Origin of the sequence: Curtobacterium sp. YC1, assembly GCF_016267665.1 — a bacterium.
Lineage (GTDB): Bacteria > Actinomycetota > Actinomycetes > Actinomycetales > Microbacteriaceae > Curtobacterium.
Map to the genome: position 1 here is coordinate 2,571,325 of NZ_CP066341.1, position 26,166 is coordinate 2,597,490.

Below are 26,166 nucleotides of genomic sequence, written 5' to 3' on the forward strand. Positions count from 1 at the left end.
ACTTCGCAGCACCTCTGGCGCGTCTCCTGTGCATCCTCGTAGATTCCCCGTCGATGAACCTCCACTCCTCCATGCGCCGGCGACGGCGTGCCGCCGGCGGTGCAGCACTCGCGACCGCCGGCGTCCTCGTCGCCCTGTCCCTCCCGTCCGCCGCGGTCGCCGCACCGGGCGACACGACGATCGACCTGTACAACGTGAACGACTTCCACGGTCGCATCGCCCAGTCCATCTCCAAGCCGGTGCCGCGTGACGGCGACGCCGCCGGAGCCGCCGTCCTCGCCGGGGCCCTGCAGCAGCTCCGCGGAGCCGACACGTCGACCTCGGCGTTCGTCAGCTCGGGCGACAACATCGGTGGCTCGACGTTCGAGTCCTTCATCGCGAAGGACCAGCCCACCATCGACGTGCTCAACCAGATGGACCTGTCGGTCAGCGCCATCGGCAACCACGAGCTCGACCGCGGCCAGGACGACCTGCGCGACCGCGTCATCGGCGCACCGGAGGCGCGCAACGCGAAGTGGGACTACGTCTCCGCGAACATCCTCGACGCGGCCACCGGCAAGCCCGCGTTCGACCCCTACGCGATCGAGGAGATCAGCGGCAAGCGCGTCGGCTTCATCGGCGCGACCGTGGACCTCGTCGGCCAGGGACTCGTCAGCCCGGACGGCATCGCCGGCCTGCGGATGGGCGACATCACGACCGAGGTCAACAAGGTCGCCGCGCAGCTCTCCGACGGTGACGACACCAACGACGAGGCCGACGTCCTGGTCCTCCTGGTGCACGACGGCGCCGAGACGTCGGCCGCGGCGGACCTGAACGGCAGCGGCGACTTCGCCCGCGCCGTGCGCGGGGTGTCGCCCGAGGTCTCCGCGATCCTCTCCGCGCACACCCACCAGACGTACGTGCACTCGGTCGTGCCGACCGGCGGCACCGTCGCCCGCCCGGTCATCCAGACCGGTTCGTACGGCTTCAACCTCGGGCACGTGCAGCTGACCGTCGCGGCCGACGGCACCGTCACGCCGACGACGGCCGAGAACATCCGGCTCGTCGACGGCACGTACCCGGCGGACACCACCGTGAAGACCACCGTCGACGCCGCCCTCGCCGCGGCCGAGGAGGCCGGCAAGGTCGAGCTCGGGACCGTCGACCGCGACCTGCGTCGCGCCGTGCAGACGGACCGGTCCGAGAACCGCGGCGGTGAGTCGACCCTGGGCAACTTCGTCGCCGAGGTCCAGCGCACCGCGACGAAGCGCCAGGGGTCGCAGCTCGCCTTCATGAACCCGGGCGGGCTCCGCGCGGACGTCCTGTCCGGCTCGGTCACCTACAAGGAGGCCGCGGTCGTCCAGCCGTTCGCGAACACGCTGGTGGTCCTCGACCTGACCGGCGCGCAGATCCGGCAGGCGCTCGAGCAGCAGTGGCAGCCGTCGACCGCGGGCCGTCCCTTCCTGAAGCTCGGCGCGTCCCAGGGCTTCACCTACACCTACGACCCGGAGGCCGACGCCGGCTCCCGCATCACGTCCATGACGCTCGCCGGCGAACCGATCGTCGACGCCACCACCTACAAGGTCACCGTCAACTCGTTCCTCGCCAGCGGTGGAGACAACTTCGGCGCGTTCAAGGCCGCCGCCGCCAAGCAGGACAGCGGCAAGGTCGACCTCGAGGCCCAGGTCGAGTACTTCGAGGCGAACCGTGCCGTCGAGGTCGACCAGGCCCAGCGCGCGGTCGGCGTCCGGGTCACGCCGACCCCGGCCGGTGGCTTCCAGCCCGGCGACGAGATCGACCTCGACCTGTCGTCGCTGGTGTTCAGCAGCGACGACGCCACCGAGGCCGGCACCGTGTCGGTCAGCGCCGACGGCGAGGTGCTCGCCTCGTCCGTGATCGACCGGACGATCGTCGACACGACCGACGAGCAGGGCCGCGCGTCCCTGACCGTGACGGTCCCGGAGATCGAGGCGCCCGCCGCCCGGGCCGCCGCCCGCACCGCCGGCTCGGTCTCCCTGGCCGCCGCCGCGGAGCCGGTCGCCACCACGGACGCCCCGCTCGTCGTGACCCTGCCCGGCGGGCAGCGGGTCACCCTCGCGGTGACGATCCCGGTCGCGGCCGCGGTCGACCCGACGGACCCCACGGACCCGACGGACCCGACCGACCCCACGGACCCGGCAGACCCGACCCCGGGCACGGGCGGCGGGGTCACCCCCGGGCCCGGCACGGGTGCCGGCGGCGACGCCGGGACCGGTGACGGCACCGGCATCGGCGACGCGGACGACGCACCGCGTGCCGGTGGCGACCTCGCCTTCACGGGCGCCGACCTGGCCGCTCCGGCCATCGCCGCCGGGCTCCTGCTGCTCGCCGGGATGACGGCACTCGTGGTCGCCCGCCGCAAGCGGGCTCGACGTGACGCGACGGTCCTGACGGACTGAAGCCGAGCCTCCAGGCACACGCCGGAACGGGCCGTCTCACCCTGGTGAGGCGGCCCGTTCCGCGTCGATCTGGAGGCCCGGTGCACGTCCGGCACGTCGCGCTCGTGGTCCTGCGGGCACGCCGACTGTGCATTCTTCGTCCAGCCCTGCTGTTCCGCGGATCCGCGCGCTATCCTCAGCCCTGTCGCTCCGCGACGCGTCGCGCCGGGTCGCCTTCAGCAAGTCGACGGTGGTTCCGTTCGGCGAGACTCCGCGACGCGGGCGTCCTCCGCCTCCAGGGAAACGGCGGAGGACGCCCACTCCCGTCTCAGCGGAAGAGCTGCTCACCGATGTACGACCCCTTGCGCGGTGCCGGCGGTACGGCGAACACGGCCGAGCCGATGTGCGAGACGTACTCGTTCAGCCGGTCCGAGGCGCCGAGCCTCCGCTGCAGCCGGGTGAAGTGCTCCGGGTCGTTGACGTAGGCGATGAAGAGCAGCCCGGCGTCGAGCTGTCCGTACTCGTCGATCCCGTCGGTGTAGTTGTACGGCCGCCGCAGGATCTTCACCCCGCCGTTCGCCTCGTGCGCGGCCAGGGCGATGTGCGACCGCGGGTCGATCCTCGTCGCGCCGTCGGCGTCCCGCGCGTGGAAGTCCGGGGTGGCGTGCTCGCCGCCCCCGGACAGCGGCCCGCCCTCGATCTTGGTGCGGCCGAACACCCGCTGCTGGTCACTGACGACGTCGGCGTCCCAGGTCTCGATGTTCATCCGGATCTTCCGCACGACCTGGTAGGTGCCGCCGGCCATCCACCCGGCGTCGCGGTCGAGCAGGACGAACCGCTCGTGGTCGGCGTCCGTCGTGATGTTCCGGGTGCCGTCCTTGAAGCCCATCAGGTTGCGGGGCGTGCGCTGGTGCGGCCCGGCCGACGCGCGTCCGAACCCGATGACCGTCCAGCGCACCGTCGCGGTGCCCCGGGCCATCCGCGCCAGGTCCCGCACCGCGTGGTACGCCACCTGCGGGTCGTCGGCGCAGGCCTGTAGGGACAGGTCACCGCCGGTGAGACCCGGCTGCAGCTCGTCGCTCGGCAGCGTCGGGATGTCGGCGAGCGCGGCGGGACGCCGGTCGGCCAGACCGAAGCGCTCGTCGAACACGCCGGGTCCCAGCCCCACCGTCACGGTCAGGGAGGCCGGACCGAGGTCGAGCGCCTCGCCCGTGTCGGCGCCGACCCCGTTGCCGTGGGCCGGTTCGACGCTGCCGACGGTCTCGCCTGCCTGCAGCTGTGCGATCGCGGCCGACCAGCGGGCGAGGAGCACCTGCAGCTCGGTCGTCACGGTCGTCGACAGGTCGAACGTCATGTACACGCAGTGCCGCTGCGGGGTGGTGCGGATCCCGCCCTGCGGTGTGCGGGCCGCCGTCGCGTAGAAGGGGTACGACTGCGACAGGTCGATCGACTCGTCGCCGTTCGTCGCCGCGGTGAACGGGTCCACCCCGGTCGCCGCCGTGGCACCGCCGATGCCCGCGGCGGCACCGACGCCGGCGCCCGCGGCGGCGAGCCCGGCGCCGAAGAGCCCGCGTCGCGAGACCCGTCCGGAGCCGCGTCCCGGATCGCGTCCGGAACCGCGCCCCGCTGCGGTCGTCGCGCCCCGTTGCTCCGGGGCGCGACGACCGTCAGGGGGTGCGACGTGCGCGACAGGCGCAGCGTCGGGCGCAGTGCGCGCAGCGTCGGCCGGCGCAGTGTCGGCCGGCTCGGTCCGACCGGCGTCATCGGGCCCGGTCACGCGGTGGCGACCTTCTCGGCCAGACGGGACAGCGGGTCCTGCAGCGCCTGGATCTGCTGCGAGATCGTGTTCGCGTCGGACCGCTTGGTCGCGGCGTCCCACGTGGCGAAGCCACCCAGGTCGTCGGCGTCGCGGTGGCCGTCCATCAGGGTGTTCGTGGCGTCGAACTGCTCCGCGATCTGCTTCGTCAGGGTCGGGTCGAGCTTGGTCAGCCCCGGCTTGAGGTACGCGAAGGCCTGGCGGGCGCCCTCGACGTTGGCGGCCAGGTCGACGAGGTCGATGTGGCTGTAGGCCTCTTCCTCGCCGGTGACCTTGTTCGACTGCACCTCTTCGAGCAGGCCGGCGGCACCGTTGGCCAGGTCCTCCGGCTTGTAGTCCAGGGTCGGCACGAGCTTCGCGAGCAGGCGCACGTTCTCGGTCAGGTCCGCCGCGGTCCGCTTGGTCGACGCGGTGATCCTCCCGGCCTGGAACAGGTCCTTCTCGACGGCGTGGAACCCGCTCCAGCCGACCGCCGGGTCGAGGTTCGACGCGCGCATGTCGATCAGGTAGTCGAGGTTGCCGGCGTTGTCGGTGGCGTCGAAGCCCTTCTTGACGAACCCGTCGACGTCGCTCTCGACGTGCTCGTAGAACGGGCGGGCGTTCGCGTAGTCGGTCTTCGCCGCGTCCAGGTCGCCGGCGTCGATGTCCTGCTGCAGCTGCTCGACCGCGGCGACCATGTCGGTGACCTGGCCGTCGACGTAGGTCGCGTAGCCCGTCGCCCCGCCACGGAGCAGGGTCGCGGCGCTGCTGTCCGCGGTCGACGCGGCCTTGCCGGTGACGGTGAAGTCCGTCAGCTCGGTCTCGGCGCCGGGGCAGTACACCTGGTACTCGCCACCGGTCAGCGTGGCGGTGAAGCGGACGGCGTCGAGCCCGGGCGCCAGGTTCTCCTTCTCGCCCAGGATCCGCTGGTCCTGCAGCAGCTCGACCTCGGTGATCGCGGTCGACGACTCGTTCTCGACGGTGAAGGTGACCGGGCCCGCGGGAACCTTCGTGGTGGACACCGCGCAGGCGTCCTGCCCGTCGTTCGTGAGTGTGATGGTGACGCGGGAGACCTTCGCCTCGTCGCCGGAGCCGGAGCCACCGGCCTCGGCGGACCCGCCGGCGCAGCCGGTGAGCGCGAGGGCAGCGGCGGCGCCGAGGGCGCCGAGGGTGATCAGGGGTCGGACGGGCTTACCGAAGGACATGGTCGGTGCTCCTTGCAGGGTCCGCGGCCGGAGGGCCACGAGCTGGTACGGGTTCGGGGGTGGGGACGGTGGGGAGGCGCCGGCGACGGCGGTCACGGAGGGCAAGCAGCGCCTGCACGGCGGCCGCGGCGCCGAGGGCGATCGGCAGCCAGGCCTTCCAGAGCAGCAGGTCGGCTGATCGGGAGTCCGCAGCGGCCACCGAGGCGGCCGACCGCTCGACGCTGGCGTCGGGGACGGACCAGACGGTGCGGTCCAGGGTCGTGGTGCGCGCGGACGGGAGGCCCCCACCGCTCAGCGTCAGCACCTCGCGTTCGTCGCGGGTCGCGTCCAGGACCCCACCACGGACCGTCCACAGGGTCACCGTGTCGCGCACGGCCCAGCGGGCCGCGAACGGACCGGGGTTCGTCGACGGGGAGACTCCGACGGGCAGGCGGCCGAACAGGGTGACGAGGTCGTCCAGGGTCAGCGTCGACGGACGGTCGGCACCGCTCCCCTGAGCACCGGTGCCGGCCTGCACGACGCGCCACCGGTCGGCGGCCACGCCCGCGCGCGTCACGCAGCGGTGGGCCGACGCCGACAACCGCAGCCGGGCCTCCCGGTCGTCGCCGGCCACGCGGAGGACGCCGGACGCGCCGTCGACGTCCACCGAGACCGACGTGGCGTCTCCGCGTACCGCGACCGTGTGCGGCAGCTGTGCACTGCCGGACGGCACGGCGACCGCCAGCACGGCGGCGGCGACGGCGAGCGCCCCGGCGACCACCAGGCGGACCGCGGGCACGCGCGCCGCGGACGGACGCCACCGCCGCGGCCACAGCGTCAGGGCCAGCACCGGGACGACGTACAGGACCCAGCCGAGCACCTCGACGACCCGCGGGTCCGGCGGGATGCCGAGCACTCCCGTGACCAGCGCCCCCTGCACGGAGCCGTTCGGGGCGAGCCAGGTCAGGTCGACGGTGCGCTGCTGGCCGATGACGATCCAGCCGGCCTCGTGCGCGCGGCGGAGGACGGTGAGCACCAGACCGCCGGCGACGAAGACCAGGAAGACGCCGGTGCCGGTGAAGAACTTCGACAGGTCCAGGCGGACGCCGCCGGTGTAGATCCCGTACCCGACGACGACCGCTGCGGCGATGCCGACCACGGCGCCGAGGGCGGCGAGTCCGGTGTCGGACGACGCCTGGAACGTGGCGAGCAGGAAGACCGAGGTCTCGAAGCCCTCCTTGAGGACGGCGAGGAACGCCATGCCGGCGAGTGCCCACGCGGCGCCACGGCCGAGCGCCGCGGTCGCGCTCGCCTCGAGGTCCTTCGCCAGGGTGCGCGCGTGGGTGCGCATCCAGACGATCATGCCGGTGACGAAGACGACGGCGACGACGCCGACGACCGCCTCCATGCCCTCCTGCTGGGCCTGCGGCAGCGCCTGCTCGACGGCCTGCAGCCCGAAGCCGACGGCGATGCTGAGCAGCACCGCGAGCCCGACGCCCGACCACATGGGGACGAGCGGGACGCGGTTGCGTCGCAGGAACGCCGCGATGATGCCGACGATGAGGGTCGCTTCGAGGCCTTCGCGGAGGCCGATGACGAGGGTGGCGAGCATGACGAAGGTGAGGCTAACCTAACCCCGGAGCGGCTCGCCACTCCTGCGGCGTGAGGTTTGATGGTTCTCATGAACCTGCTGTCCGTCGACGGTCTGGCGTCGGTCACGAACGTGCTCGACCTGGCCGGGGTCTTCGCGTCCGCCCTGCTCGGCGGGTCCATCGCCCGCGCGATGGACCTCGACCTGTTCGGGTTCGTGGTCGTCGGCTTCGTCTCCGGGCTCGGCGGCGGCATGCTCCGGGACACGCTGCTGCAGAACGGCCCGCCCGTCGCGCTCGTCGACCCGCTGTACGTGCCGGTCGCCGTCGCCGGAGCGCTCGTCGCGTTCCTCGTGTCGTTCTCCGAGCTGACGTGGGACCGGCTGTTCACGGTGCTCGACGCCGCGGTCATCGGCTTCTGGGCCGTCGTCGGCGTCCAACGCACGTACGACGCCGGACTCGACTGGCCCGCGGCCATCATCATGGGCACCATCACCGCGGTCGGCGGCGGCGCCATGCGCGACCTGCTGCTCCGCCGCGTGCCCGCGGTGTTCGGCGGGAACGCGCTCTACGCCACCGTCGCCGTCGCCGCGTCGGCCGTGATGGTCGTCGCGTCGGCCCTGGGATCACCGTCGATCGGGATCCTGCTCGCGATCACGCTGTCGCTCGGGCTGCGCTGGGGTGCGGTCCGCCGAGGCTGGGGGCTGCCGAACGGCCGCGACTGGCAGCCGAAGTCCACGCTCGGGTCCCTGCTCCGCCGCGGTCGCAGTCTGCGGCCCGACGCCCTGCGCCTGCTGCGTCGCCCCGGACGTCGGACCGGGGCCGGCAGTGTCCGAGAAGAGCACGACACGGGCGACGAGCACTGAAGGGCTGTCCTCCCTCGACGTCCGGCGCTACCATCAGTACCGCCGGGTATCGTCCCGGTACACGCTGTCCGCACAGCACCGACGCGACCCGAACGCGCCGGTTCCGAGCAGACGTGGGGATGGGGGCTTCGCTGATGCCGCGCGGGATCAGACGCGCGGCGCGGCAGGTCTCCCCCACGCTGCACCACCCGGCGGCCTCCGGGCCAGGTCGAAGCAGGAACCGATGAGCGACGATGCCCCCACCCCGCGCACCCCGCGTGCGGAGGTCCGTGAACGCCTGCTGGTCGCCGGTGCCGCGGTGTTCGCGGAGCAGGGCGTGTACGGTGCCCGGCTCGACGACGTCGCCGCCCGCGCGGGCTTCAGCAAGGGCGCGGTCTACTCGAACTTCTCGAGCAAGGAGGACCTGCTCGCGCAGGTCATGCAGCGGTCGACGAACGTGGTGCTCGCGTCGCTGCAGGAACTCGTGCACGCCGACGTCGCCGCCGCCGACCTGGGCGACGTCGTGCGCGCGGCCTTCGGACGGCACGACCAGGGCGAGCAGTTCGCGCTGCTGTCGGCCTTCCGCGGGTACGCCGTGCGGCACCCGGAGTTCCTGCCCGAGTTCGTCCGACAGCGACGGGCCCTGCAGGACGGGGTACTCGGGCTCGTCCGGATGTGGTTCGACGCCCACCCCGAGGTCGACGCGGGCCTGTCGCCGGAGATGCTCGCGAGCGCGCTCATCGCCGTGAACGTCGGCCTGGTGTTCGACACCCCGGCGTTCCCGGGGGTGGACCCCGGCGAGGTCGTGGCCGCCCTGGTCGAGGCGATCGTCCGCCCCCGCTGAGCGCGGTCAGCGCGGCGCAGGCCGTGCGGCGGTCCCGCCCGCGGCGTCAGGCCGTGCGGCGGTCCCGCCCGCGGCGGCGCGGCCCGTCGTGGGACCAGGCCGACGACGGCAGCAGGCTCGGCGGCAGCAGACGCGACCGCACCACCCGCGCGGCCGACACCGACGCATCCAGGGCAGACCGGGCCTCCCGGAGGTGGCGGGTCAACGCAGCCGTGTCGACGGATGCCGCCCCGTCGGCGGCGAACCGTTCGCGGTCGACCGCGTCCACCACGGCCTCCAGGTGCGGCAGCACCGCGGCCGGCAGCGTCGGCCGCAGGCGCCCGAGCACCGCTCGGGCCGTGCGCGCGACCGCGGCGGCATCACCGGTCGGCGCGACCCCGGGTGCGTACCCGTGGTCGGCGACGTCGTCGAGCACCTCGCGCCAGGCCTGCACGGCGGGCGACCGTCCGGCCGCCACCGCCGCCGATCGGGAACGCCTCCGGGCGGCACGCACCGCAGCGGGCGCGACCAGGACGGCGAGGACGAGCAGCAGCCCGACCAGCAGCCCGGCGGGGCCACCGCCACCGCTGCCCGATGCCCCCGCGGCACCCGGAGCGGACGTCGCCGACGGGGTCGGGGACGCCGAGGGGTCGGCCGGGGTGGTCTGCTCGGGAGCCGGCAGCGGCGTCTCCGGGGTGACGGCCGTCGGGGACGCCGAGGGCTCCTCGCTGGGAGCGGCCTCGTCGGAGTCGGGCGTCGGCTCGAACGCCACCCAGCCGGCCCCCTCGATGTACAGCTCGGGCCAGGAGTGCAACTGCCGGTTCGACACGGCGTACTCGCCGTCGGGCTGGGGTGATCCCGCCCGGTAGCCGACCGCGATGCGCGAGGGGATGCCGAGCGAGCGGGCCATCACGGCCATCGCCGACGAGTAGTGCACGCAGTACCCCTCGCGCACGCGCAGGAACGTCGAGACGACGTCCATGCTGTCGCCGTCGTAGCCCTGTTCCACCGGCGCGGTCTCGGAGTACGTGAACAGGTCGCTCCGGAACCACTGTTCGAGGGCGCGCGCCCGCCCGTAGTCGTCGGTGGCGGCGGCGGACACGTCGGCGGCCTCGGCCGAGATGTTCTCCGGCAGGTCGTCCGGCAGGGTCAGGTCGGTGCGGAGCTGCTCGTCGCTCGGTGCGCGGAAGCCCCGCCCGTCGGTCCGACCGAGGGCACCGGAGGCGGCGACCGCGTCGAGGTACTCGTTCGCGAAGGTGGAGGCGCCGTAGACCTCGTACATCGCGCCCCGGGCCGTCGCCGCCCCCGTCGACCGGACGGTGCTCGAGTTCCCCATCCAGCGCCACTGCGACAGGTCGAGGTTGGTGGACTGCGACTCGATCGACACCGCACCCGACGGCACCGGCAGGTAGGTGCTCGACAGGCCGGTGATCCGCACGGTCACGTCGCCGCGGGTCGCCAGGCGCGGGTTCACGCCCTCGGCCCACTGCTGCTGGTCGGCGGTCTCCGCCTCGGCGGCGTTCGTGACCGTCGGCACCCAGTCGCCCGTGCCGAACTCGTCGAGGTCGGCGAGCTTGAGGTACTCGGGCTGGCCGTCCGACGACCGGTACCGGAACACCTCGAGCTCGTTCGGGCGGCGCAGGTCGTCACCGAGCTCGAGCAGGGTGCCGGGCCGGCCGGGCTGGATCGGCGACTGGATCGCGCCCGTCACGCCGGACAGCCAGCCCGCGTTGAGCGGGACGACCGCGGGCAGGCCGACGGCGACGACCAGGCCGATCGCCCCGACGACGGCGGCCGGTACCGCTCGCTGCACCGGGCGGACCGACAGCCAGAGCAGCACCAGGAACGCCACCGCCGTGCCGACCACCAGCGGGGTGCTCGCCGGCTGACCGGTGATGATGCCGGGCACGACGAGGATGACCAGGGCGGGCGCCGCGGCGAGCGACGGGATCCGCGCGACGGCGGCGACGAACAGCGAGACCGCCGCCACCCAGCCGATCGACACGGTCACGATCAGCCGGATCGCATCGGTCTGCGGCAGCGGCGCGGGGTTGAGCCGGATCGCGGCCAGGGTCTCCCCCAGTGCCCCGTCGGCGTCGAGCCACCCGAGCGGTTGGACGTCGTTGACCAGTGCGGCGGCGCAGGAGCACGCGACCACGGCGGCGACCAGGGCCACGAACCGGACCCCGGGCGCACGGCGCCGCACGGCCAGCACCACGCCGACGAGCACGGCGACGACCACGACCCCGGAGACCCACCACGCGGTGCCCTGCACGAGCGGACGGATGGCGAGCGCGGCGATCAGGACCGGCACGGGGGCGAGCGCGACCACCCACGTGCTCGGGACGTCGCGGAGGTCGTCGTCGCGGTCGAGGATCTCGCGCACGTCGGTCCGCCCGCGCGTCGGCACAGCGGCGCCGCTCACCGGGCGGCTCCGGACGGTGTGGCACCGGCGACGGGCACCACGAGGGTGCGCCAGCCGGCACGGTCGAGGATCCCCCGGACCACCGGGTCCGGCGGCACGATGGTCGCCATGATGCCCCGGCTCGACCCGCTCGTCGCGCTGACGAGCTGAGCGGCCTGTTCCACCGAGCAGGCACCGGTGACCACGGCCGTCATGCCGTGGACGTCGCGACCGCGGACCTCGGGCAGGACGTCGGTGACCTCGCGGGCGTCGGTGCGCAGTCGGACGTCCGCCAGGCCCACCAGGACGTCGGTCAGGCCGCCGACGTCACCGGTGTGCCGGGTGCTCCCGTCGGGACCGTCACTGACCAGGACGACGCGCGAGGTCCGCGCCGCGAGGGCCCGGGCGACGCTCGCGGCCACCACGACGGCGTGCTCGAACGCCTGGTCGCCGCCGAGGTCCGAGATCTCGGCGAGGTCTTCGCGGCCGAGGCGCTGGTACGACTCGCGGCGGACGTCGAGCGCGATCACGGCCTCGGGAGGCTGGGCCTGCGTCGTCTGCCGGACGTGCAGTTCGCCCCGACGTGCGCTCTGCGCCCAGTGCACCCGGCGGATCGGGTCGCCCGGCCGGTACGGACGGAGCTCGCTGTCGTCGGCGGACCCACCCTGACCGACCCGTCCCTCGTCGGCGGAGACGGCACCGGCGAGGGCACCGGCGTCGATGGCACCGATGGGGGCCGAGGCGGGGACGACGACGACCTCCTCGGCGGCGACCACGGGACGATCGATGCGGAGCAGCCCGAAGGGGTCCTCGACGCGGATGGTGACGGGGCCGACCAGGGAGCGCCCCCGGTGCACGGCGAGCGCCTCGACGTCGAGCACCGCCGGGGGCAGGCCCGGGCCCACCTGGGCGTACGTCTCGGCGTCCGAGGCACTCGCGAAGGCGTCGTCGAGCTGTTCCCGGACGAGCAGCGTCGCCCGCGGGCCGATCGGCAGGCTGGTGCCGCCGAGGGTGATGCGCTCGCGGTACACCTCACCGACCTGCACGATCGCCCGTGCGGTGCTCCGTGTCCCGCGGAGCGGTGCCGCGACGACGAACGCCGTGACGATGCCGAGCACGACGAGCACGAGCAGCAGGAGCCCGGCCGAGACCGCCACGCTCGTGGTGCCGACGAGTCCGCCGCCGACCAGGCCGATCCCGACGGCGATCACCGTCCATCCCCGCACCGTCGGTCGGGGGAACGGGGTGCGGCGCAGCAGGGCGAACCCGCGGCGGGCGTACCGGCGCGACGTCGAGCGCACGGCTCCCGCTCGTCGCAGGACCGACGACGACGCCGACCGGCCGGCCATCAGGAGCGGACGGGGGTCGCCGTGAACGGGATCGCGGTGTCCGAGACGATGCGGACGACGATCTCGCGCACGGTGTCCTCGGCGGCGCCGCCGAGGCCGCGGGCGACCGGCACGAGCCGGTGCGCCAGCACGATCGGCGCCAGCGCGGCGACGTCGTCCGGCGTGACGAACGGACGACCGAGCAGGGCCGCGTGCGCACGGGCCGCCTGCGCCAGGTGCAGGGTCGCACGCGGGCTGGCGCCGAGCACGAGGTCGGGGTGGGTCCGGGTCGCGCGGACGATCGCGACGATGTAGGCCTCGACGTCGGGAGCGATGTGCACCCGCGCGACGGTCTCGATGACCTGCCGCAGCGTGCCGACGTCGACGATCGGCCGCAGGCGCGACAACGGGTCGCTGCCGCCGCGGTTCGCGAGCATCTGCCGTTCGGCGTCGACGCTCGGGTACCCCATCGCGATGCGGGCCATGAAGCGGTCGCGCTGGGCCTCGGGCAGCGGGTACGTGCCCTCCATGTCGATCGGGTTCTGCGTCGCGACGATCATGAACGGCCGGTCGAGCTGCCGGGTGACGCCGTCGACGGTGACCTGGGACTCGGCCATCGCCTCGAGCAGGGCCGACTGGGTCTTCGGGCTGGTGCGGTTGATCTCGTCGCCGATGACGACGTTGGCGAAGACCGGCCCGGGCGAGAACCGGAACGTGCCGGACGACTGGTCGAAGATGTTCACGCCGGTGACGTCCGACGGCAGCATGTCCGACGTGAACTGGATACGGTTCACGGACCCACCGACCGAGGCGCCGAGCGCCCGGGCGAGCACCGTCTTGCCGACCCCGGGGACGTCCTCGACCAGCAGGTGCCCCTCGGCGAGCATCACGGTGAGCGCGGTGCGGATGGCGTCCGTCTTGCCGTCGATCACCGTGGAGACGGAGGCCACGATGTCGTCACCCACCGCTCGGATGTGTTCGAGCGGGAAGGTGGGGTCGGTCGGCTCCGGCACGCAGGGCTCCATCGTCGCGGGACAGGTGTCGTGCATGCTACATCGGCCCGGTGACAGGCAGACGCTCCGTGCGCCGCAGTGCGCAGCGGACGGGAGGCCCGGATCACGTGAGCGGGTCTGCCCGCGCGGTCCGGGCCTCCCGTCCGGCGCGCCGACCGTGGCCGCGAGCGGAACGACGAAACCCCGGTCCTGACGGACCGGGGTTTCGTGTGGTGCGGAGACGGAGGGATTTGAACCCTCGGTCCCCTCAAAGGGGACTCCACCTTAGCAGGGTGGTGCACTCGGCCGGACTATGCGACGTCTCCAAGCACTCTCGCGAGCGCTGCGACCACCATACAGGAGGACCGGACGACTCTCGACCCGACGCCGCACCCGCGCGTGGCACGGGCCGGGGAGCGCAGTCCCCTGAAGTGGGGACACCAGGGGGTTGTCGCGGTGTACCCCGCTGCATAGCATCGTCGGGACGCGGCAATCACGTTCCGGGGCTCGTCCCCGTCGTCGCGACACAGCACCCGACGTCGCTCTCCGAGTCGGCCCGGCGCGCCCGATCGCCCGGCGCCGCTCGGGGAGCGACTTCCACGGGGGCGCGGCCCACCACCGCGCCCCCGTTCCTGCGTTCAGGGGCGGGTCGACGCGCGGCGGCCCCGCCGGCCCGCCGTCAGTACCCGAACGCCTTGGAGCAGGTCCGCTGGTCGGCCGACTGGCCCTCGAGCCCGTCGATGGTCTCGGGCGTGGCCGAGGGGGTGCGGGGAGCGCCCGACGACGCGGTGCCGCCGGACGGCGCAGCGGCGGGCGACGACGGCGCAGCCGGTGCGGACGGGGCAGCGGGCGACGACGGCGCAGCGGGTGCGGACGGGGCCGCGCTCGGCTGCGACGGACTCGTCTCGGACCCGATGCCCGTGCTGTCGGCACCGAGCGAGAACGACTCGTCGGCCTTGATCTTGGCGAACAACCGGTCGGCCAGGTACGTCGTCGGCTCGACCTTGCCCTCGTAGACCCCGGTGCCGCCGGTCGTGCCCGGGTACTGCACGAAGTTCACCTGCGCCAGCGGCAGACTGCGCAGCGCCAGGCCCATCTGCACCATGGTCGGGATGTCGTTCAGGCTCTGGGACAGCTGCATGTTCGACGCCGCCGCCCGCGCCAGCTTGTACAGCCGGGCCGGCGAGCCGAGCGTGTCGTTCGACTTCACGGTGCGGAGCAGCGACGACAGGAAGACCTGCTGACTCGAGATGCGCCCGAGGTCGGAGCCGTCGCCGACGCCGTGTCGGGTCCGCAGGAACGCGAGTGCCTCGTCCCCCTGCAGCGTCGAGGTGCCCGCCGGCAGGTCGAGCCCGGTGTACGGGTCGCGGACCGGCTGCGCGACGCACACGGGCACGCCGCCGATCGCGTTCGACATCTCGATGACCCCCTTGAAGGACACCGCCGCCGAGTACTGGATGTCCAGCCCGGTCAGCCCCTGCACCGTCTGCGTGACGCAGTTCAGGCCGCCCTCGCCGAAGGAGGTGTTGATCGGCTGCGCCGCCATCGCCGGGGCCGTGCCGGAGCCGTCGGTCTTCCTGCACGCGGGGATCGGCGTCACCAGGTCGCGCGGGATGCTCACCGCGGTCGCGTTGGTGTGGTCGGCGGAGACGTGCAGCAGGATGTTGACGTCGTTCAGGGTGGCGTCCCGCTCCCCGAACGCGGCGCTCTGCTCCGGGTCGTTGTCGGTGCCCACGACGAGCATGTTGAAGCCGCCCTCGTACGCGTCGAGCGACGGCGCCCTGGTGCCGTTCGACCGGGGCGCGGGCTGCCCTTCGATCGCGACGCCGTCGCCGAGGTCGTCCGACACCTGCTTCGCGGCGATGGCGCCGACGGACGCCGTGCTCACGAGCGCCACCGCGACGACCCCCGAGACGAGCTTGGCGGCGGCGCCGAAGGGGGACGACCGCGGCAGACGTCCGTGCCGTGCGATCCCGTCCGCTCGGTTCATGCGGTGGGATCGATCGCGGACGTCGGGCACGGGCACTCCTGTCGTCGGTGGACACGCCGCACACGCTCCGTCGACGGACAAGACGGGGCAGCCCCGTCGACGGGCACGACGGGCGCACCCGTCGATGGACACGACGGGACGGCAACCGGTCCAGCGTGCCACGCGGCTCCCTGACGATCCAGTGCGAAGGTCCCGCGGAGCACCCGCGACCGGCGACAGGCCGGCCGCGACCCCGACCGTCAGGCCGGGACGACCGTGCGGAAGCGACCGGGCAGCCCGATCAGGGTCGCCGCCAGGTCGAGCAGCGCCGCCGCGCAGTCGTCGAGGGCGTCGCGCTGGGCAGCCTCGGCCGCCCGCTCCACGAGTTCGACCCGTCGCCGACGGTCGACCGCGGCGTCGATGCCGTTCGCCAGGGCGACGTCGTCGGTGAAGAACATGTCGAGCACGATGCGCTGCGACAGCACCCACTCCGCACTCACCGACGAGCCACGCCGCCGCAGGTACCAGGCGCCGAGCTCGACGAAGGCGCCGGCCTCGGTCCAGCAGCCGCGCAGGCACGCGGTGTCGAACCGGTCGTCCGTCGCCGGGGTGCTCGAGGGTGGGTCGGCGAGCATCGTCCGCGCGATCCGGACGCGCTCGACCATCTGCTCGACGGACCACTGCGAGATGACGACCCCGACGTACCGCTGCACCGTGAGGAGCTGCAGGGACTCGAGGGTGACCAGGGCTTCGCGCACGGGCGTCCGCGAGACCCGCATGTCCGACGCCAGGGTGTCGAGACGCAGACGCTGACCGCGGCGGTACTCCCCCCGCAGGACGTTGTCGAGCAGGCGGAGGAAGACCGCGTCGCGGAGCAGGCTGCGGCGCAGACCGTGCGGGTCGAGGTCACCGACCGAGGCCCGGAGGGGTGTGTACTCCATCACGCCAGGCTCACGCACGGACGGACCGCCCGAGGGGAGCGTCACCGCCGCCGTGGATCGGGGCCGCCGAGGTCGCGCTGTGGAGGAGTGCCATGGACGAACGATGACAGCGCCGCGTCGACGCCGCTAAACACTCCGGATACGAAATGTCAGCGCGCCGCCTCAGCGTCGCCCGCGCTCCGCCTCCCCGGTGAGCACCGACAGGGGTTGCGTCACGTCCTCCAGGCCCTTGCGCGCCGCGTCGACACCGAACACGAGCGCGACGACCCCGCCCGCGATCATCACCGCCGATCCGAGCAGGTACCCCCAGAACAGCGGTTCACGCGAGGACCCGTCACCGATGAACGCGCCGTAGATCGCGGGGGCGACGGCACCGAAGATCTGCGCGAGGGCGAAGAAGTACGAGATGGCCTGCGACCGCAGCTCGAGCGGGAAGATCTCGCTGACGGTCAGGTACGCGCTCGACGCCCCGGCCGAGGCGAAGAAGAACGACACGCACCAGAACACGACCTGCACGGTGGCCGAGATGGCGTCGGCCCGGAACAGGAACGCCGAGGTCGCGAGCACGAGCCCCGACACCAGGTAGGTCAGGAAGATCATCTGGCGCCGACCCCAGGTGTCGAAGAACCGACCGAGGATGATCGGCCCGAGCAGGTTCCCGATCGCGAACGGGAAGAAGTAGACCGCCGTCTCCGCGGTCTTCAGCCCGAAGAAGTTCGTGAGCACGAGCGCGTAGGTGAAGAAGATCGCGTTGTACAGGAACGCCTGCGTGATCATCATGGTCGCGCCGACCAGGGTGCGGGTCGGGTACTGCCGCAGCAGCACGCGCGCGATGGTCAGGAAGCCCACGCGGTCGGTGGGCGTGACCGTCATCGCCTTCGACCGGTCGACCTCCGGCAGGCGCTGGCCGGTCGCCTGCTCCACCGACGCCTCGATCCGGGCGACGGTCGCCTCGGCCTCCTCCTCGCGCCCGTGCGTCATGAGCCAGCGCGGACTCTCCGGGATGTGCCGGCGCAGGAAGATGATCGCGATGCCGAGCACCGGGCCGAGGAAGAAACCGATGCGCCAGCCGACGCTCTCGGCGAAGTACGACGTGTCGAGCAGGTAGATGTTCGCGAAGGCCCCGAGCGCGGCACCGCCCCAGTACGTCCCGTTGATGGCGATGTCGACGTGCCCGCGGTACTTCGCCGGGATGAGCTCGTCGATCGCGGAGTTGATCGCCGCGTACTCGCCGCCGATGCCGAGCCCGGCGACGAACCGGAAGGCCGCCAGGAACCAGAAGTCCTGCGCGAGGCCGGCGATGCCGGAGCCGATCAGGTAGATCGCCAGCGTCAGGATGAAGAGCTTCCGGCGCCCCAGCCGGTCGGACATGCGCCCGAACACCAGTGCACCGACGACCTGGCCGACCAGGTAGATGGTGCCGAGCAGGGTCACCTGCTGCGTCGACAGGTCCAGGTCGGCCTGGAACCCGGCGTTCGACACGATCTGGATCTCCAGACCGTCGAGGATCCACGACACCCCCAGACCCACCACCACGCTCCAGTGGAACCGGGTCCACGGCAGTCTGTCCATCCTGGCGGGCACCAGGCTCGTGATCGTTCCGTTCGCGCTGCTCACGGGGCGGACCGTACGCCGCAGACGCCGATCTGGTTCAGATGCTGAACCACGTCGACCGGCGCCGGAGCCGGATCCCGCATCACCGCGTCCGGTTCCCTCGCCGAGATCCCGGCGATCGCGCGTGCTGTGAGAACTCACAAGCAGGACCGGAGGCACGGGGCGGGCCCGCACCGTGCCTCCGGTCCGCCTCTGGTCGCCGTCGCGAACGCGGCGTAGCGTCGGATCGGTGACCCGACCTGACATCCGCACGGTCGGCGAGCTCCGCACCTCTGGTCACGTCCAGAAGACGGTCCGCGCCGAGATCCGCGACAACCTGCTCACCGCCCTGCGCCAGGGCACCGATCCGTGGCCCGGCCTGCACGGCTTCGAGACCACCGTCGTCCCCCAGCTCGAACGCGCCCTCATCGCCGGACACGACGTGGTCCTGCTCGGCGAGCGCGGCCAGGGCAAGACCCGTCTGCTCCGCACCCTGCAGGGCCTGCTCGACGAGTGGACACCGGTCATCACCGGCTCCGAGCTCGGCGAGCACCCGTACGAACCGATCACCACCGCGAGCATCGGGCGGGCCGAGGACCTCGGCGACGCCCTGCCGATCAGCTGGCGGCACCGGGACGACCGCTACGTCGAGAAGCTGGCGACGCCGGACACGAGCGTGGCCGACCTGATCGGCGACGTCGACCCGATGAAGGTCGCCGAGGGCCGCAGTCTGGGCGACCCGGAGACCATCCACTTCGGGCTCGTCCCCCGCGGCCACCGTGGCATCGTCGCGATCAACGAGCTGCCCGACCTGGCCGAACGCATCCAGGTCGCGATGCTCAACGTGATGGAGGAGCGCGACGTGCAGATCCGCGGCTACGTGCTGCGCCTGCCGCTCGACGTCCTGGTGGTGGCGAGCGCGAACCCCGAGGACTACACGAACCGCGGCCGGATCATCACGCCGCTGAAGGACCGCTTCGGCGCCGAGATCCGCACGCACTACCCGATCGAGCTCGACGACGAGATCGCCGTCATCCGGCAGGAGGCCCAGCTGACGGCCGCGGTGCCCGACGCCCTGGTCGAGATCCTCGCCCGCTTCACCCGGGCCCTCCGTTCGTCGAGCGCCGTCGACCAGCGCAGCGGGGTCAGCGCCCGGTTCGCGATCGCCGGCGCCGAGACCGTGTCCGCCGCCGCGGTGCACCGGGCCGCACGCCAGGGCGAGGACGAGGCCGTGGCACGGCCGATCGACCTCGAGACCGCGGTCGACGTGCTCGGCGGCAAGATCGAGTTCGAGAACGGCGAGGAGGACCGGGCCGACGAGGTGCTCGAGCACCTGCTCCGCACCGCGACCGCCGAGACCGTCCGCGCACGGTTCCGCGGGCTCGACCTCACCGTGCTCGTCGACGCGCTCGACGGGGGCACGATGGTGACCACGGGCGAACAGGTGAGTGCTCGCGCGTTCCTCGAGGGGCTGCCCTCGGTCGGCGAGTCGGACGTCTACGACCAGGTGTGCGAGCGGATGGGTGCGACGAACGACGGCGAACGGGCCGGCGCGATCGAGCTCGCCCTCGAGGCACTGTTCCTGGCCCGACGGATCAGCAAGGAGTCCGGCGGGGGCGAAGCCGTCTATGGCTAGGCAGAACCGCCGCCTGACCCGCGACGCGCGCTACGGCCGCTACGACGGCGGTCCCGACCCGCTCGCCGCACCGGTCGACCTGGCCGAGGCGCTCGACGCGATCGGGCAGGACGTGATGGGCGGCACCTCGCCGGAGCGCGCGATGCGGGAGTTCCTGCGCCGTGGCGGTCGGACGCAGCGCGGCCTCGACGACCTGGCCCGCCGGGTGGCCGAGCGGCGCCGGGAGCTGACGAGCACGAACAACCTCGACGGCACCCTGCAGCAGGTGCGCGAGCTGCTCGACCAGGCCCTGCGTGCCGAGCGGGGTGAGCTCGCCCGGAACGTCGACCTCGACGACGGCGACCGTGCCCTGGCCGAGCTGCAGCTCGACAGCCTGTCGCCCTCCCCCGCCGCCGCCGTGCAGGAACTCGGCGACTACGACTGGACGAGCCGCGAGGCCCGCCAGAAGTACGACGAGATCAAGGACGTGCTCGGCCGCGAGGTGCTGGACCAGCGCTTCGCCGGCATGAAGCAGGCGCTCGAGGGTGCCACCGACCAGGACCGCGCGGCGGTGAGCGCGATGATGCAGGACCTCAACGCCCTGCTCGAGGCGCACGCCCGCGGCGAGGACACCCGGCAGCAGTTCGACGACTTCATGGACCAGCACGGGGAGTACTTCCCGTCGGACCCCGCGAACGTCGACGAGCTGCTCGACGACCTGGCGGCCCGCGCGGCGGCGGCGCAGCGCATGCGGAACTCGATGACCCAGGAGCAGCGGGACGAACTCGACTCCCTCGCGCAGCAGGCGTTCGGCTCCCCCGACCTGATGGGACAGCTGTCGCAGCTCGACGGCACCCTGCGCGCGCTGCGGCCCGGCGAGGACTGGGGCGGGTCGGAGCGGATGGACGGGCAGCAGGGCCTCGGACTCGGCGACGGCACGGGGGTCTTCCAGGACATCGCCGACCTCGACGCCCTCGCCGACCAGCTCGCGCAGTCCGGCCCCGGGTCGGAGCTCGACGACCTCGACCTCGACGCCCTGTCACGGCAGCTCGGTGACGAGGCGGCGGTCGACGCGAGGACCCTGCAACGCCTCGAGCGGGCCCTGCGGGACTCCGGGGCCGTCCGCCGCGGTGCCGACGGCCAGCTCCGGCTCACCCCGAAGGCGATGCGGCAGCTCGGCAGGAGCCTGCTCAAGGACGTCGCGCAGCGGATGTCCGGGCGGCAGGGAACCCGCGACCTGCGCAGATCGGGTGCCGCCGGTGACCTCTCGGGGGCGACCCGGCCGTGGGTGTTCGGCGACACCGAACCGTGGGACATCCCGCGCTCCGTCACGAACGCCCTGACCCGGACTGCCGGTGCGGGCGGCCGGACGGGTCCGGGGGTCCGCCTGACCATCGACGACGTCGAGGTGCAGGAGACCGAGGCCCGCACGCAGGCCTGCGTCGCGCTGCTCGTCGACACGTCGTTCTCGATGGCGATGGAGGACCGCTGGGTCCCGATGAAGCGTACGGCCCTCGCGCTGCACACCCTGGTGTCGACCCGGTTCCGCGGCGACGACCTGCAGCTCATCGCGTTCGGTCGCGAGGCCGAGGTGATGGACGTCGACCAGCTCGTCGGGCTCGACGCCCAGTGGGACAAGGGCACGAACCTGCACCACGCGCTGCTGCTCGCGAACCGGCACTTCCGGAAGCACCCGACCGCGCAGCCGGTGCTCCTCGTCGTCACCGACGGGGAGCCGACGTCGCACCTCGAGCCGAACGGGCAGGTCTGGTTCGACTACCCGCCCGACCCGGTCACGATCGCCCTGACCGTCCGGGAACTCGAGAACGCCGGACGGCTCGGCGCCCAGACGACGTTCTTCCGGCTCGGCGAGGACCCGGGGCTCGCCCGGTTCATCGATGCGATGGCGAAGCGGGTCGACGGCAGCGTCGTGGCGCCGGAGAACGACGACCTCGGGGTCGCCGTCGTCGGCTCCTACCTCGGCTCCCGTCGCCGAGGCGGCGACGCGCTCCCCCGCGACGACCGGGGGCGCTGAAGCCAGCCAGGGACGGCCTGGAGGCTCGTAGCGGGCCCGCCCCACGCCTCCAGTCCGTCCGTCGGGTGCGTCTAGAACAGCGGCCAGGGCACGGCGGGGCCGTGACCAGGCGGCGGCGGGAAGATCCCGACGGCACGCAGGGCCGCGCAGCGCGCCCGCAGCGTGTCGATCTCCTCGTCGGTCAGGTGCTCGGCGAGCGCGTCGCCCAGTCCACCGCGCAGCGCCTCGGACACCCGGTCCAGCCCTTCCAGCTCGTCCGGGTTCAGCGGCTCCCCGATCCAGCCCCACAGCACCGTCCGCAGCTTGTGCTCGACGTGGAAGGTCAGGCCGTGGTCCACGCCGTGGCGGTGCCCGTCGGGCATGGCGAGCACGTGTCCACCCTTGCGGTCGGCGTTGTTCACGACGACGTCGAAGACGGCCATCCGGCGCAGGGCCTCGGAGTCCTCGTGCACGAGCGTCACGGGCCGGTCGTGCTCGTCGATGGCCTCGAGCACGGGCAGCCAGGGCGATCCGTCCGCCTCGGCCGTCTCCGGGTCGACCAGGTCGACGGCGTCCTGCTCGGGGTCGACGTCCTGCCACCGCTGCACCATGCCCGGGCCGAACGGACCGTCGCCGATCCAGGTGGGCGGGACCACGCCCCAGCCGAACGCCTCGGACACCAGGTGCGCCGCGACCTCGCGGCCGGCCAGCGTGCCGTCCGGGAAGTCCCACAGCGGGCGCTCGCCCTCGACGGGTTTGTAGACGACGGACGCACCGTCGAGCTCGGCGAGGAAGGTGGCGTTCGACGCCTCGCGGATGCGTGCCCGGATGGACACCGATCCGTCGGTCATGCGTCGCCGGACGGTCGCCCGGTGCCGGGCGGACGACCCGCGGCGACGACCTCGCGCGTGCGCTGGACGAAGGCCCGGGCGGTGCCGACCGGGATCTTCACCTGGAAGAGCTCGGCGGGTTCGGGGATCTCGACCACGGCCTCGATCTCCAGGCCGTCCTCGCTCTCCTCGGACACGATCTCGACGTCGTCGTCGATCGGGTACGCCTCGATGACGACCTGGGCGGTGGACGGGTCGAAGCCCAGGCTCAGGGCCCCGGCACGGAACTCGGCCTCGACCGGCTGGTCCAGCGGTTCCGGGTCGCGCAGTTCGGCGGGCACCGTCGGCGGGACGCTGAAGCGGTTGTCGTCGACGGTGGCGACCTCGTCGAGGAGCTCGTCGATCTTGTCGGCGAGCACCGCGGTCTGCTCCTTCTCGAGCGCGACGCTGGTCACCCGCCTGCCGGAGCGGGCCTGGATGTAGAAGGCGCGCTCACCCGGACGGCCGATGGTGCCGACGACGAGGCGGTCCGGCCAGTCGAAGCCGTGGACGATGGTGGGCATACCCGCATTGTAGGAGCGAGCGGCTCCGCCCGTTCAGGGTCCGACGGGGCCGGTCCCGGCGGTCGGCTCCGCGTGCCCGGCTCCGCCACCGACGGCGGCGTCCCCGCTCGGCGCGGGGGCGGTGCGCAGCCAGGACAGGTCGCCCGACTCGGTGTTCGTCGCGACCACCTCGGGCCGGTGCTCGCCGTAGCGCACGACGGACACCGAGGCCGGTCCGACCCCGATGCGCTGGAACAGGTCGAGGTGCATGCCGAACGCGTCGGCGAGCACGCTCTTGATGATGTCGCCGTGGCTCACCGCGACCCAGACGGCTCCGGGTCCGTGCTCGGCCTCGACCTCGGCGTCGATCCGCCGCACGGCCGCGACGGCGCGGGACTGCATGGTCTGCATCGACTCGCCGCCGGGGAACACGACGGCGCTCGGGTTCGCCTGCACCGTGCGCCAGAGGGGTTCCTTCGCCAGGTCGGCGAGCGTCCGGCCCTGCCACTGCCCGTAGTCGGCTTCGGTGATGGCCCGCTCGATCAACGAGGCGGGCGGCCCGGCCGGTCGGTCGGTCTGCCGGTCGGTCTGCCGGTCGAGGATCGCGCGGGCGGTCTGCCGGCAGCGCTCGAGCGGACTCGACACCACGGCGACGACGGGCACCGCGGCGATGCGCTCCGCGGTCCGCTCGGCCTGGGTGCGGCCGACGGCGTCGAGCCGCACGCCGGCGGTGCGTCCGGCCAGGACGCCGGTGGCGTTCGCGGTGGTGCGTCCGTGACGGACGAGGAGGACGGTCGCCATGGGCCCGATCCTAGGCGCGTGACGCGGTCGCCCTTGACGGGCTGCCCGCGGACCGATCAGATGGGGGCATGGCCGGGCGGCATCGACTCGCACTCTTCGCCACGTCGACGGTGACCGGGTTCGGGATCGCGACGTGGATCACCCGGACGCCCGCGATCCGCGACGAGCTCGGGGCGTCCATCGAGGCGATGGGCCTGGTCCTGCTCGGGCTGTCGATCGGGTCGATGATCGGGATCCTCGGCGCCGGGGCGCTGGTGCGACGGACCGGCAACCGCCCGCTCATCCTGCTCGGGGGCGCGCTGCCCGTCGTCGGCATGGTGCTCGTCGCGCTGCTCGCCCCGGCGCAGGTCGCCGCCGGGGTCTGGGCCGGGCTGTTCCTGATCGGCTTCGGGGCGGGCGTCGCCGAGATCGGGCTGAACGTCGAGGCCGCCGCGGTCGAACGGCAGATCGGGCGACCGGTCGTGCCGGTGCTGCACGCCTGCTTCAGCCTGGGCAGCGTGGTCGGCGGGGTCGTCGGCATCGCCGTCACGGCGGTGCGGACCCCGGTCGGGGCGCACCTGCTCGTCGGTGCCGCGGTGATGGCCGCACTGGCGGGGTTCGCGGCGCTGAACCTGCGGCCGGTGCCCCGTGACACACCGGCCGACACGCCTGCCGATGCCCCCGGCGCCCGCCGGGGAGCCCGCCGCTCCGTCCTCACCGTGCAGCTCGCCATGATCGCCGTCATCACGCTGGCGATGGCCTTCGCCGAGGGTGCCGCGAGCGACTGGCTCCCGCTGCTGATGACCACCGACCACGACGCCCCCGAATCGGTCGGGTCCCTCGTGTTCACCGGGTTCGCCCTCGCCATGCTCATCGGTCGAGCGGCCGGCACCCCGCTCGTCGCCCGGTTCGGTCGCGCCCCGGTCGTCCGGGTCTGTGCCGCGGTCGGTGCCGTCGGGGTCCTGCTCGTCGTGCTGTCGCCGAGTCCGGTCGTCACCGCGGCGGCCGCCGGCGTCTGGGGGCTGGGCATCGCCCTCGGGTTCCCCCTGTCGATCTCGGCCGCGGGCGACCACCCCACCGACGGCGACCGCCGTGTGTCGGTGGTGGCCACGGCCGGGTACATCGCCTTCCTGGTGGGGCCGCCGCTGCTCGGGTTCGTCGGGGAGCACCTCGGCCTGCAGACGGCGATGCTCGTGCCCCTCGTCCTGCTGGTCGCGGCGTTCCTCGTCGCCCCGGCGACGCGGGGACAGGACACCCCACCCACGATCGAACCGGCGGAACCGGCGCGTCGGCCGTCCGGTCGGTAGCGTCTCGGGCATGCCGTTCTTCCGCGACGCTCCGCGCCCGACCACCACGCCCACTCCGTCGAGGGTCCAGGCGGCCTGGTCCGACTCCGCGGGGCACCTCGCGACCCGGTGCCTGCAGCTCATCATCGTCGTGGTGGTCATCGCCGGCATCGTCTGGGCGAGCAACATCCTGAGCGTCGTCACGATCCCCGTGCTCCTCGCGCTCATCATCGCGTCGGCCATGCACCCCGTGGTGTCGTGGCTCCGCAAGCACCGGGTGCCGTCGGTGCTGGCCACCCTCGCGGTGCTCATCGGCGTCCTCGCGGTCCTGGGGCTGATCGGCTGGCTCATCGTCGTCGCGGTCGAGAACCAGTGGGCACAGCTGCAGAAGTCCGCCGTCGACGGGTTCCAGCAGCTGCAGACGTTCGCGAAGACCCTGCCGTTCTCGATCTCGGACAAGCAGATCGACGACGCCGTCGCGGGTGCCTCCGACTTCGTGACGAGCGCGCAGTTCGGCTCCGGTGCCCTCGCCGGTGCCTCGGCCACGGCAAACTTCCTGACCGGGCTCGTCCTGATGATCGTCGTGCTGTTCTTCTTCCTGAAGGACGGCCCGAGCATCTGGGAGTTCCTGCTCCGGCCCTTCACCGGTGAGCGCTACGCCCGTGCACGCCGCGTCGGCGACCGTGTGGTCTCGACCCTCGGCGGGTACGTCCGCGGTACGGCCACCGTCGCTGCCGTCGACGCGATCGGCATCGGTGTCAGCATCGCGATCGTCGGCGTCCCGCTCGCCCTGCCGCTGGCCGTCATCGTCTTCATCACGGCGTTCATCCCGATCGTCGGTGCCACCGCCGCCGGCATCCTCGCCGCCCTCGTCGCGCTCGTGGCCCTCGGTCCCGTGCAGGCGCTCATCGTGATCGGCATCGTGATCGTCGTGAACCAGCTCGAGGGCAACTTCCTGCAGCCGGTCCTGATGGGTCGCACCCTCAAGCTGCACGGCCTCGTCATCCTGATCGGGCTGACCGCCGGCACCGTCCTCGCCGGCATCACCGGCGCGATCATCTCCGTGCCGCTGATCGCCGCGGCCTGGGGCGCGATCCTCGTCTGGGACGGCCCGAACACGCCCGCCCGCCCGTGGCGGAAGAAGCGCAACGAGGACGTCACCGCGCACGAGCTGCCGCAGGGCTGACCCGCAGCGCCGCCCCAGCGGGCGCGTTGCGGACATCCACTTCGCGCAACGGGC

The 26,166-nt window shown here is 73.0% G+C and carries 19 protein-coding genes and 1 tRNA gene; 7 read left to right on the forward strand and 13 right to left on the reverse strand.

All coding sequences use genetic code 11. The annotated features are described in order from the left end of the window. Positions 1-53: 53 nt before the first annotated feature. A complete protein-coding gene (locus I8920_RS12095) occupies positions 54-2,417 on the forward strand; it encodes a bifunctional metallophosphatase/5'-nucleotidase (RefSeq protein WP_198656571.1) in 2,364 nt (787 codons plus the stop codon). 307 nt (positions 2,418-2,724) lie between these two features. On the opposite strand, the gene I8920_RS12100 is transcribed toward I8920_RS12095, so the two are convergent. Genes I8920_RS12100 through efeU form a run of 3 tightly spaced genes read right to left on the reverse strand, consistent with a single transcriptional unit; the run spans position 2,725 to position 6,987 of the window. Beyond that, positions 2,725-4,173, reverse strand: coding sequence for a Dyp-type peroxidase (locus I8920_RS12100; RefSeq protein WP_232832732.1), 1,449 nt, complete (start codon positions 4,171-4,173; stop codon positions 2,725-2,727). Next, entirely contained in the window at positions 4,170-5,396 is a 1,227-nt protein-coding gene (gene efeO / locus I8920_RS12105; protein ID WP_198656572.1) for an iron uptake system protein EfeO, read from the reverse strand. Before efeO ends, I8920_RS12100 begins: the two co-directional genes overlap by 4 nt. Further along, positions 5,383-6,987 carry an iron uptake transporter permease EfeU gene (gene efeU / locus I8920_RS12110; RefSeq protein ID WP_198656573.1) on the reverse strand — a complete coding sequence of 535 codons (1,605 nt, stop codon included), beginning with the start codon at positions 6,985-6,987 and terminating at the stop codon, positions 5,383-5,385. The genes efeO and efeU overlap by 14 nt, the downstream gene beginning before the upstream one ends. A gap of 69 nt (positions 6,988-7,056) precedes the next feature. Between efeU and I8920_RS12115 the strand changes: the two genes are divergently transcribed. Beyond that, a complete protein-coding gene (locus tag I8920_RS12115) occupies positions 7,057-7,830 on the forward strand; it encodes a trimeric intracellular cation channel family protein (protein WP_198656574.1) in 774 nt (257 codons plus the stop codon). A gap of 223 nt (positions 7,831-8,053) precedes the next feature. Further along, on the forward strand, positions 8,054-8,653 hold the full coding sequence (locus tag I8920_RS12120) for a TetR/AcrR family transcriptional regulator (protein WP_198656575.1): 600 nt from the start codon (positions 8,054-8,056) through the stop codon (positions 8,651-8,653). A 46-nt stretch (positions 8,654-8,699) separates the two neighbouring features. On the opposite strand, the gene I8920_RS12125 is transcribed toward I8920_RS12120, so the two are convergent. From I8920_RS12125 to I8920_RS12155, 7 genes are all read right to left on the reverse strand, one after another. After that, positions 8,700-11,057, reverse strand: coding sequence for a transglutaminase family protein (locus I8920_RS12125; RefSeq protein ID WP_198656576.1), 2,358 nt, complete (start codon positions 11,055-11,057; stop codon positions 8,700-8,702). Continuing rightward, positions 11,054-12,337, reverse strand: coding sequence for a DUF58 domain-containing protein (locus tag I8920_RS12130; protein ID WP_198656577.1), 1,284 nt, complete (start codon positions 12,335-12,337; stop codon positions 11,054-11,056). Before I8920_RS12130 ends, I8920_RS12125 begins: the two co-directional genes overlap by 4 nt. Before the next feature lie 47 nt (positions 12,338-12,384). Continuing rightward, entirely contained in the window at positions 12,385-13,389 is a 1,005-nt protein-coding gene (locus I8920_RS12135; RefSeq protein ID WP_198658748.1) for an AAA family ATPase, read from the reverse strand. 203 nt (positions 13,390-13,592) lie between these two features. Continuing rightward, a tRNA-Ser gene (locus I8920_RS12140) sits at positions 13,593-13,682 on the reverse strand. 353 nt (positions 13,683-14,035) lie between these two features. Beyond that, positions 14,036-15,346: an LCP family protein gene (locus tag I8920_RS12145; RefSeq protein WP_232832733.1), complete on the reverse strand. Its 1,311-nt coding sequence runs from the start codon at positions 15,344-15,346 to the stop codon at positions 14,036-14,038. Positions 15,347-15,585: 239 nt separating this feature from the next. Next, a complete protein-coding gene (locus tag I8920_RS12150) occupies positions 15,586-16,266 on the reverse strand; it encodes a GntR family transcriptional regulator (protein ID WP_198656579.1) in 681 nt (226 codons plus the stop codon). Between the two features lie 162 nt (positions 16,267-16,428). Continuing rightward, positions 16,429-17,883: an MFS transporter gene (locus tag I8920_RS12155; protein ID WP_332873162.1), complete on the reverse strand. Its 1,455-nt coding sequence runs from the start codon at positions 17,881-17,883 to the stop codon at positions 16,429-16,431. A 226-nt stretch (positions 17,884-18,109) separates the two neighbouring features. Between I8920_RS12155 and I8920_RS12160 the strand changes: the two genes are divergently transcribed. Next, entirely contained in the window at positions 18,110-19,495 is a 1,386-nt protein-coding gene (locus I8920_RS12160) for an AAA family ATPase (protein WP_198656580.1), read from the forward strand. Then, the gene (locus I8920_RS12165) at positions 19,488-21,509 is read left to right on the forward strand and encodes a vWA domain-containing protein (protein ID WP_198656581.1); all 2,022 of its coding nucleotides are present in this window, start codon (positions 19,488-19,490) and stop codon (positions 21,507-21,509) included. Before I8920_RS12160 ends, I8920_RS12165 begins: the two co-directional genes overlap by 8 nt. Positions 21,510-21,580: 71 nt before the next feature. Here the strand turns inward: I8920_RS12165 and I8920_RS12170 are convergent, their stop codons facing one another. From I8920_RS12170 to I8920_RS12180, 3 genes are read right to left on the reverse strand one after another with little or no spacing between them, the layout of a single operon-like run. Beyond that, entirely contained in the window at positions 21,581-22,339 is a 759-nt protein-coding gene (locus I8920_RS12170) for an SCO1664 family protein (protein WP_198656582.1), read from the reverse strand. Continuing rightward, complete coding sequence (locus tag I8920_RS12175) at positions 22,336-22,881, reverse strand: DUF3090 domain-containing protein (RefSeq protein ID WP_198656583.1); 546 nt, start codon at positions 22,879-22,881, stop codon at positions 22,336-22,338. The genes I8920_RS12170 and I8920_RS12175 overlap by 4 nt, the downstream gene beginning before the upstream one ends. Before the next feature lie 33 nt (positions 22,882-22,914). Next, the gene (locus I8920_RS12180) at positions 22,915-23,661 is read right to left on the reverse strand and encodes an MSMEG_4193 family putative phosphomutase (RefSeq protein ID WP_198656584.1); all 747 of its coding nucleotides are present in this window, start codon (positions 23,659-23,661) and stop codon (positions 22,915-22,917) included. A 68-nt stretch (positions 23,662-23,729) separates the two neighbouring features. Between I8920_RS12180 and I8920_RS12185 the strand changes: the two genes are divergently transcribed. Together I8920_RS12185 and I8920_RS12190 are read left to right on the forward strand one after the other, a co-directional pair. Then, positions 23,730-24,947 carry an MFS transporter gene (locus tag I8920_RS12185; RefSeq protein WP_182066772.1) on the forward strand — a complete coding sequence of 406 codons (1,218 nt, stop codon included), beginning with the start codon at positions 23,730-23,732 and terminating at the stop codon, positions 24,945-24,947. 10 nt (positions 24,948-24,957) lie between these two features. Continuing rightward, positions 24,958-26,112 (forward strand): AI-2E family transporter, encoded by a 1,155-nt coding sequence (locus tag I8920_RS12190; protein ID WP_198656585.1) that lies wholly within the window; start codon positions 24,958-24,960, stop codon positions 26,110-26,112. Positions 26,113-26,166: the final 54 nt, after the last annotated feature.

Bases quoted from the DNA above. Each gene is read 5' to 3' on its own strand.
- I8920_RS12095 (WP_198656571.1), top strand. From the start codon at position 54: ATGAACCTCCACTCCTCCATGCGCCGGCGACGGCGTGCCGCCGGCGGT.
- efeO (WP_198656572.1), bottom strand. From the start codon at position 5,396: ATGTCCTTCGGTAAGCCCGTCCGACCCCTGATCACCCTCGGCGCCCTC.
- efeU (WP_198656573.1), bottom strand. From the start codon at position 6,987: ATGCTCGCCACCCTCGTCATCGGCCTCCGCGAAGGCCTCGAAGCGACC.
- I8920_RS12115 (WP_198656574.1), top strand. From the start codon at position 7,057: ATGAACCTGCTGTCCGTCGACGGTCTGGCGTCGGTCACGAACGTGCTC.
- I8920_RS12120 (WP_198656575.1), top strand. From the start codon at position 8,054: ATGAGCGACGATGCCCCCACCCCGCGCACCCCGCGTGCGGAGGTCCGT.
- I8920_RS12135 (WP_198658748.1), bottom strand. From the start codon at position 13,389: ATGGAGCCCTGCGTGCCGGAGCCGACCGACCCCACCTTCCCGCTCGAA.
- I8920_RS12145 (WP_232832733.1), bottom strand. From the start codon at position 15,346: ATGAACCGAGCGGACGGGATCGCACGGCACGGACGTCTGCCGCGGTCG.
- I8920_RS12150 (WP_198656579.1), bottom strand. From the start codon at position 16,266: ATGGAGTACACACCCCTCCGGGCCTCGGTCGGTGACCTCGACCCGCAC.
- I8920_RS12165 (WP_198656581.1), top strand. From the start codon at position 19,488: ATGGCTAGGCAGAACCGCCGCCTGACCCGCGACGCGCGCTACGGCCGC.
- I8920_RS12170 (WP_198656582.1), bottom strand. From the start codon at position 22,339: ATGACCGACGGATCGGTGTCCATCCGGGCACGCATCCGCGAGGCGTCG.
- I8920_RS12175 (WP_198656583.1), bottom strand. From the start codon at position 22,881: ATGCCCACCATCGTCCACGGCTTCGACTGGCCGGACCGCCTCGTCGTC.
- I8920_RS12180 (WP_198656584.1), bottom strand. From the start codon at position 23,661: ATGGCGACCGTCCTCCTCGTCCGTCACGGACGCACCACCGCGAACGCC.
- I8920_RS12185 (WP_182066772.1), top strand. From the start codon at position 23,730: ATGGCCGGGCGGCATCGACTCGCACTCTTCGCCACGTCGACGGTGACC.
- I8920_RS12190 (WP_198656585.1), top strand. From the start codon at position 24,958: ATGCCGTTCTTCCGCGACGCTCCGCGCCCGACCACCACGCCCACTCCG.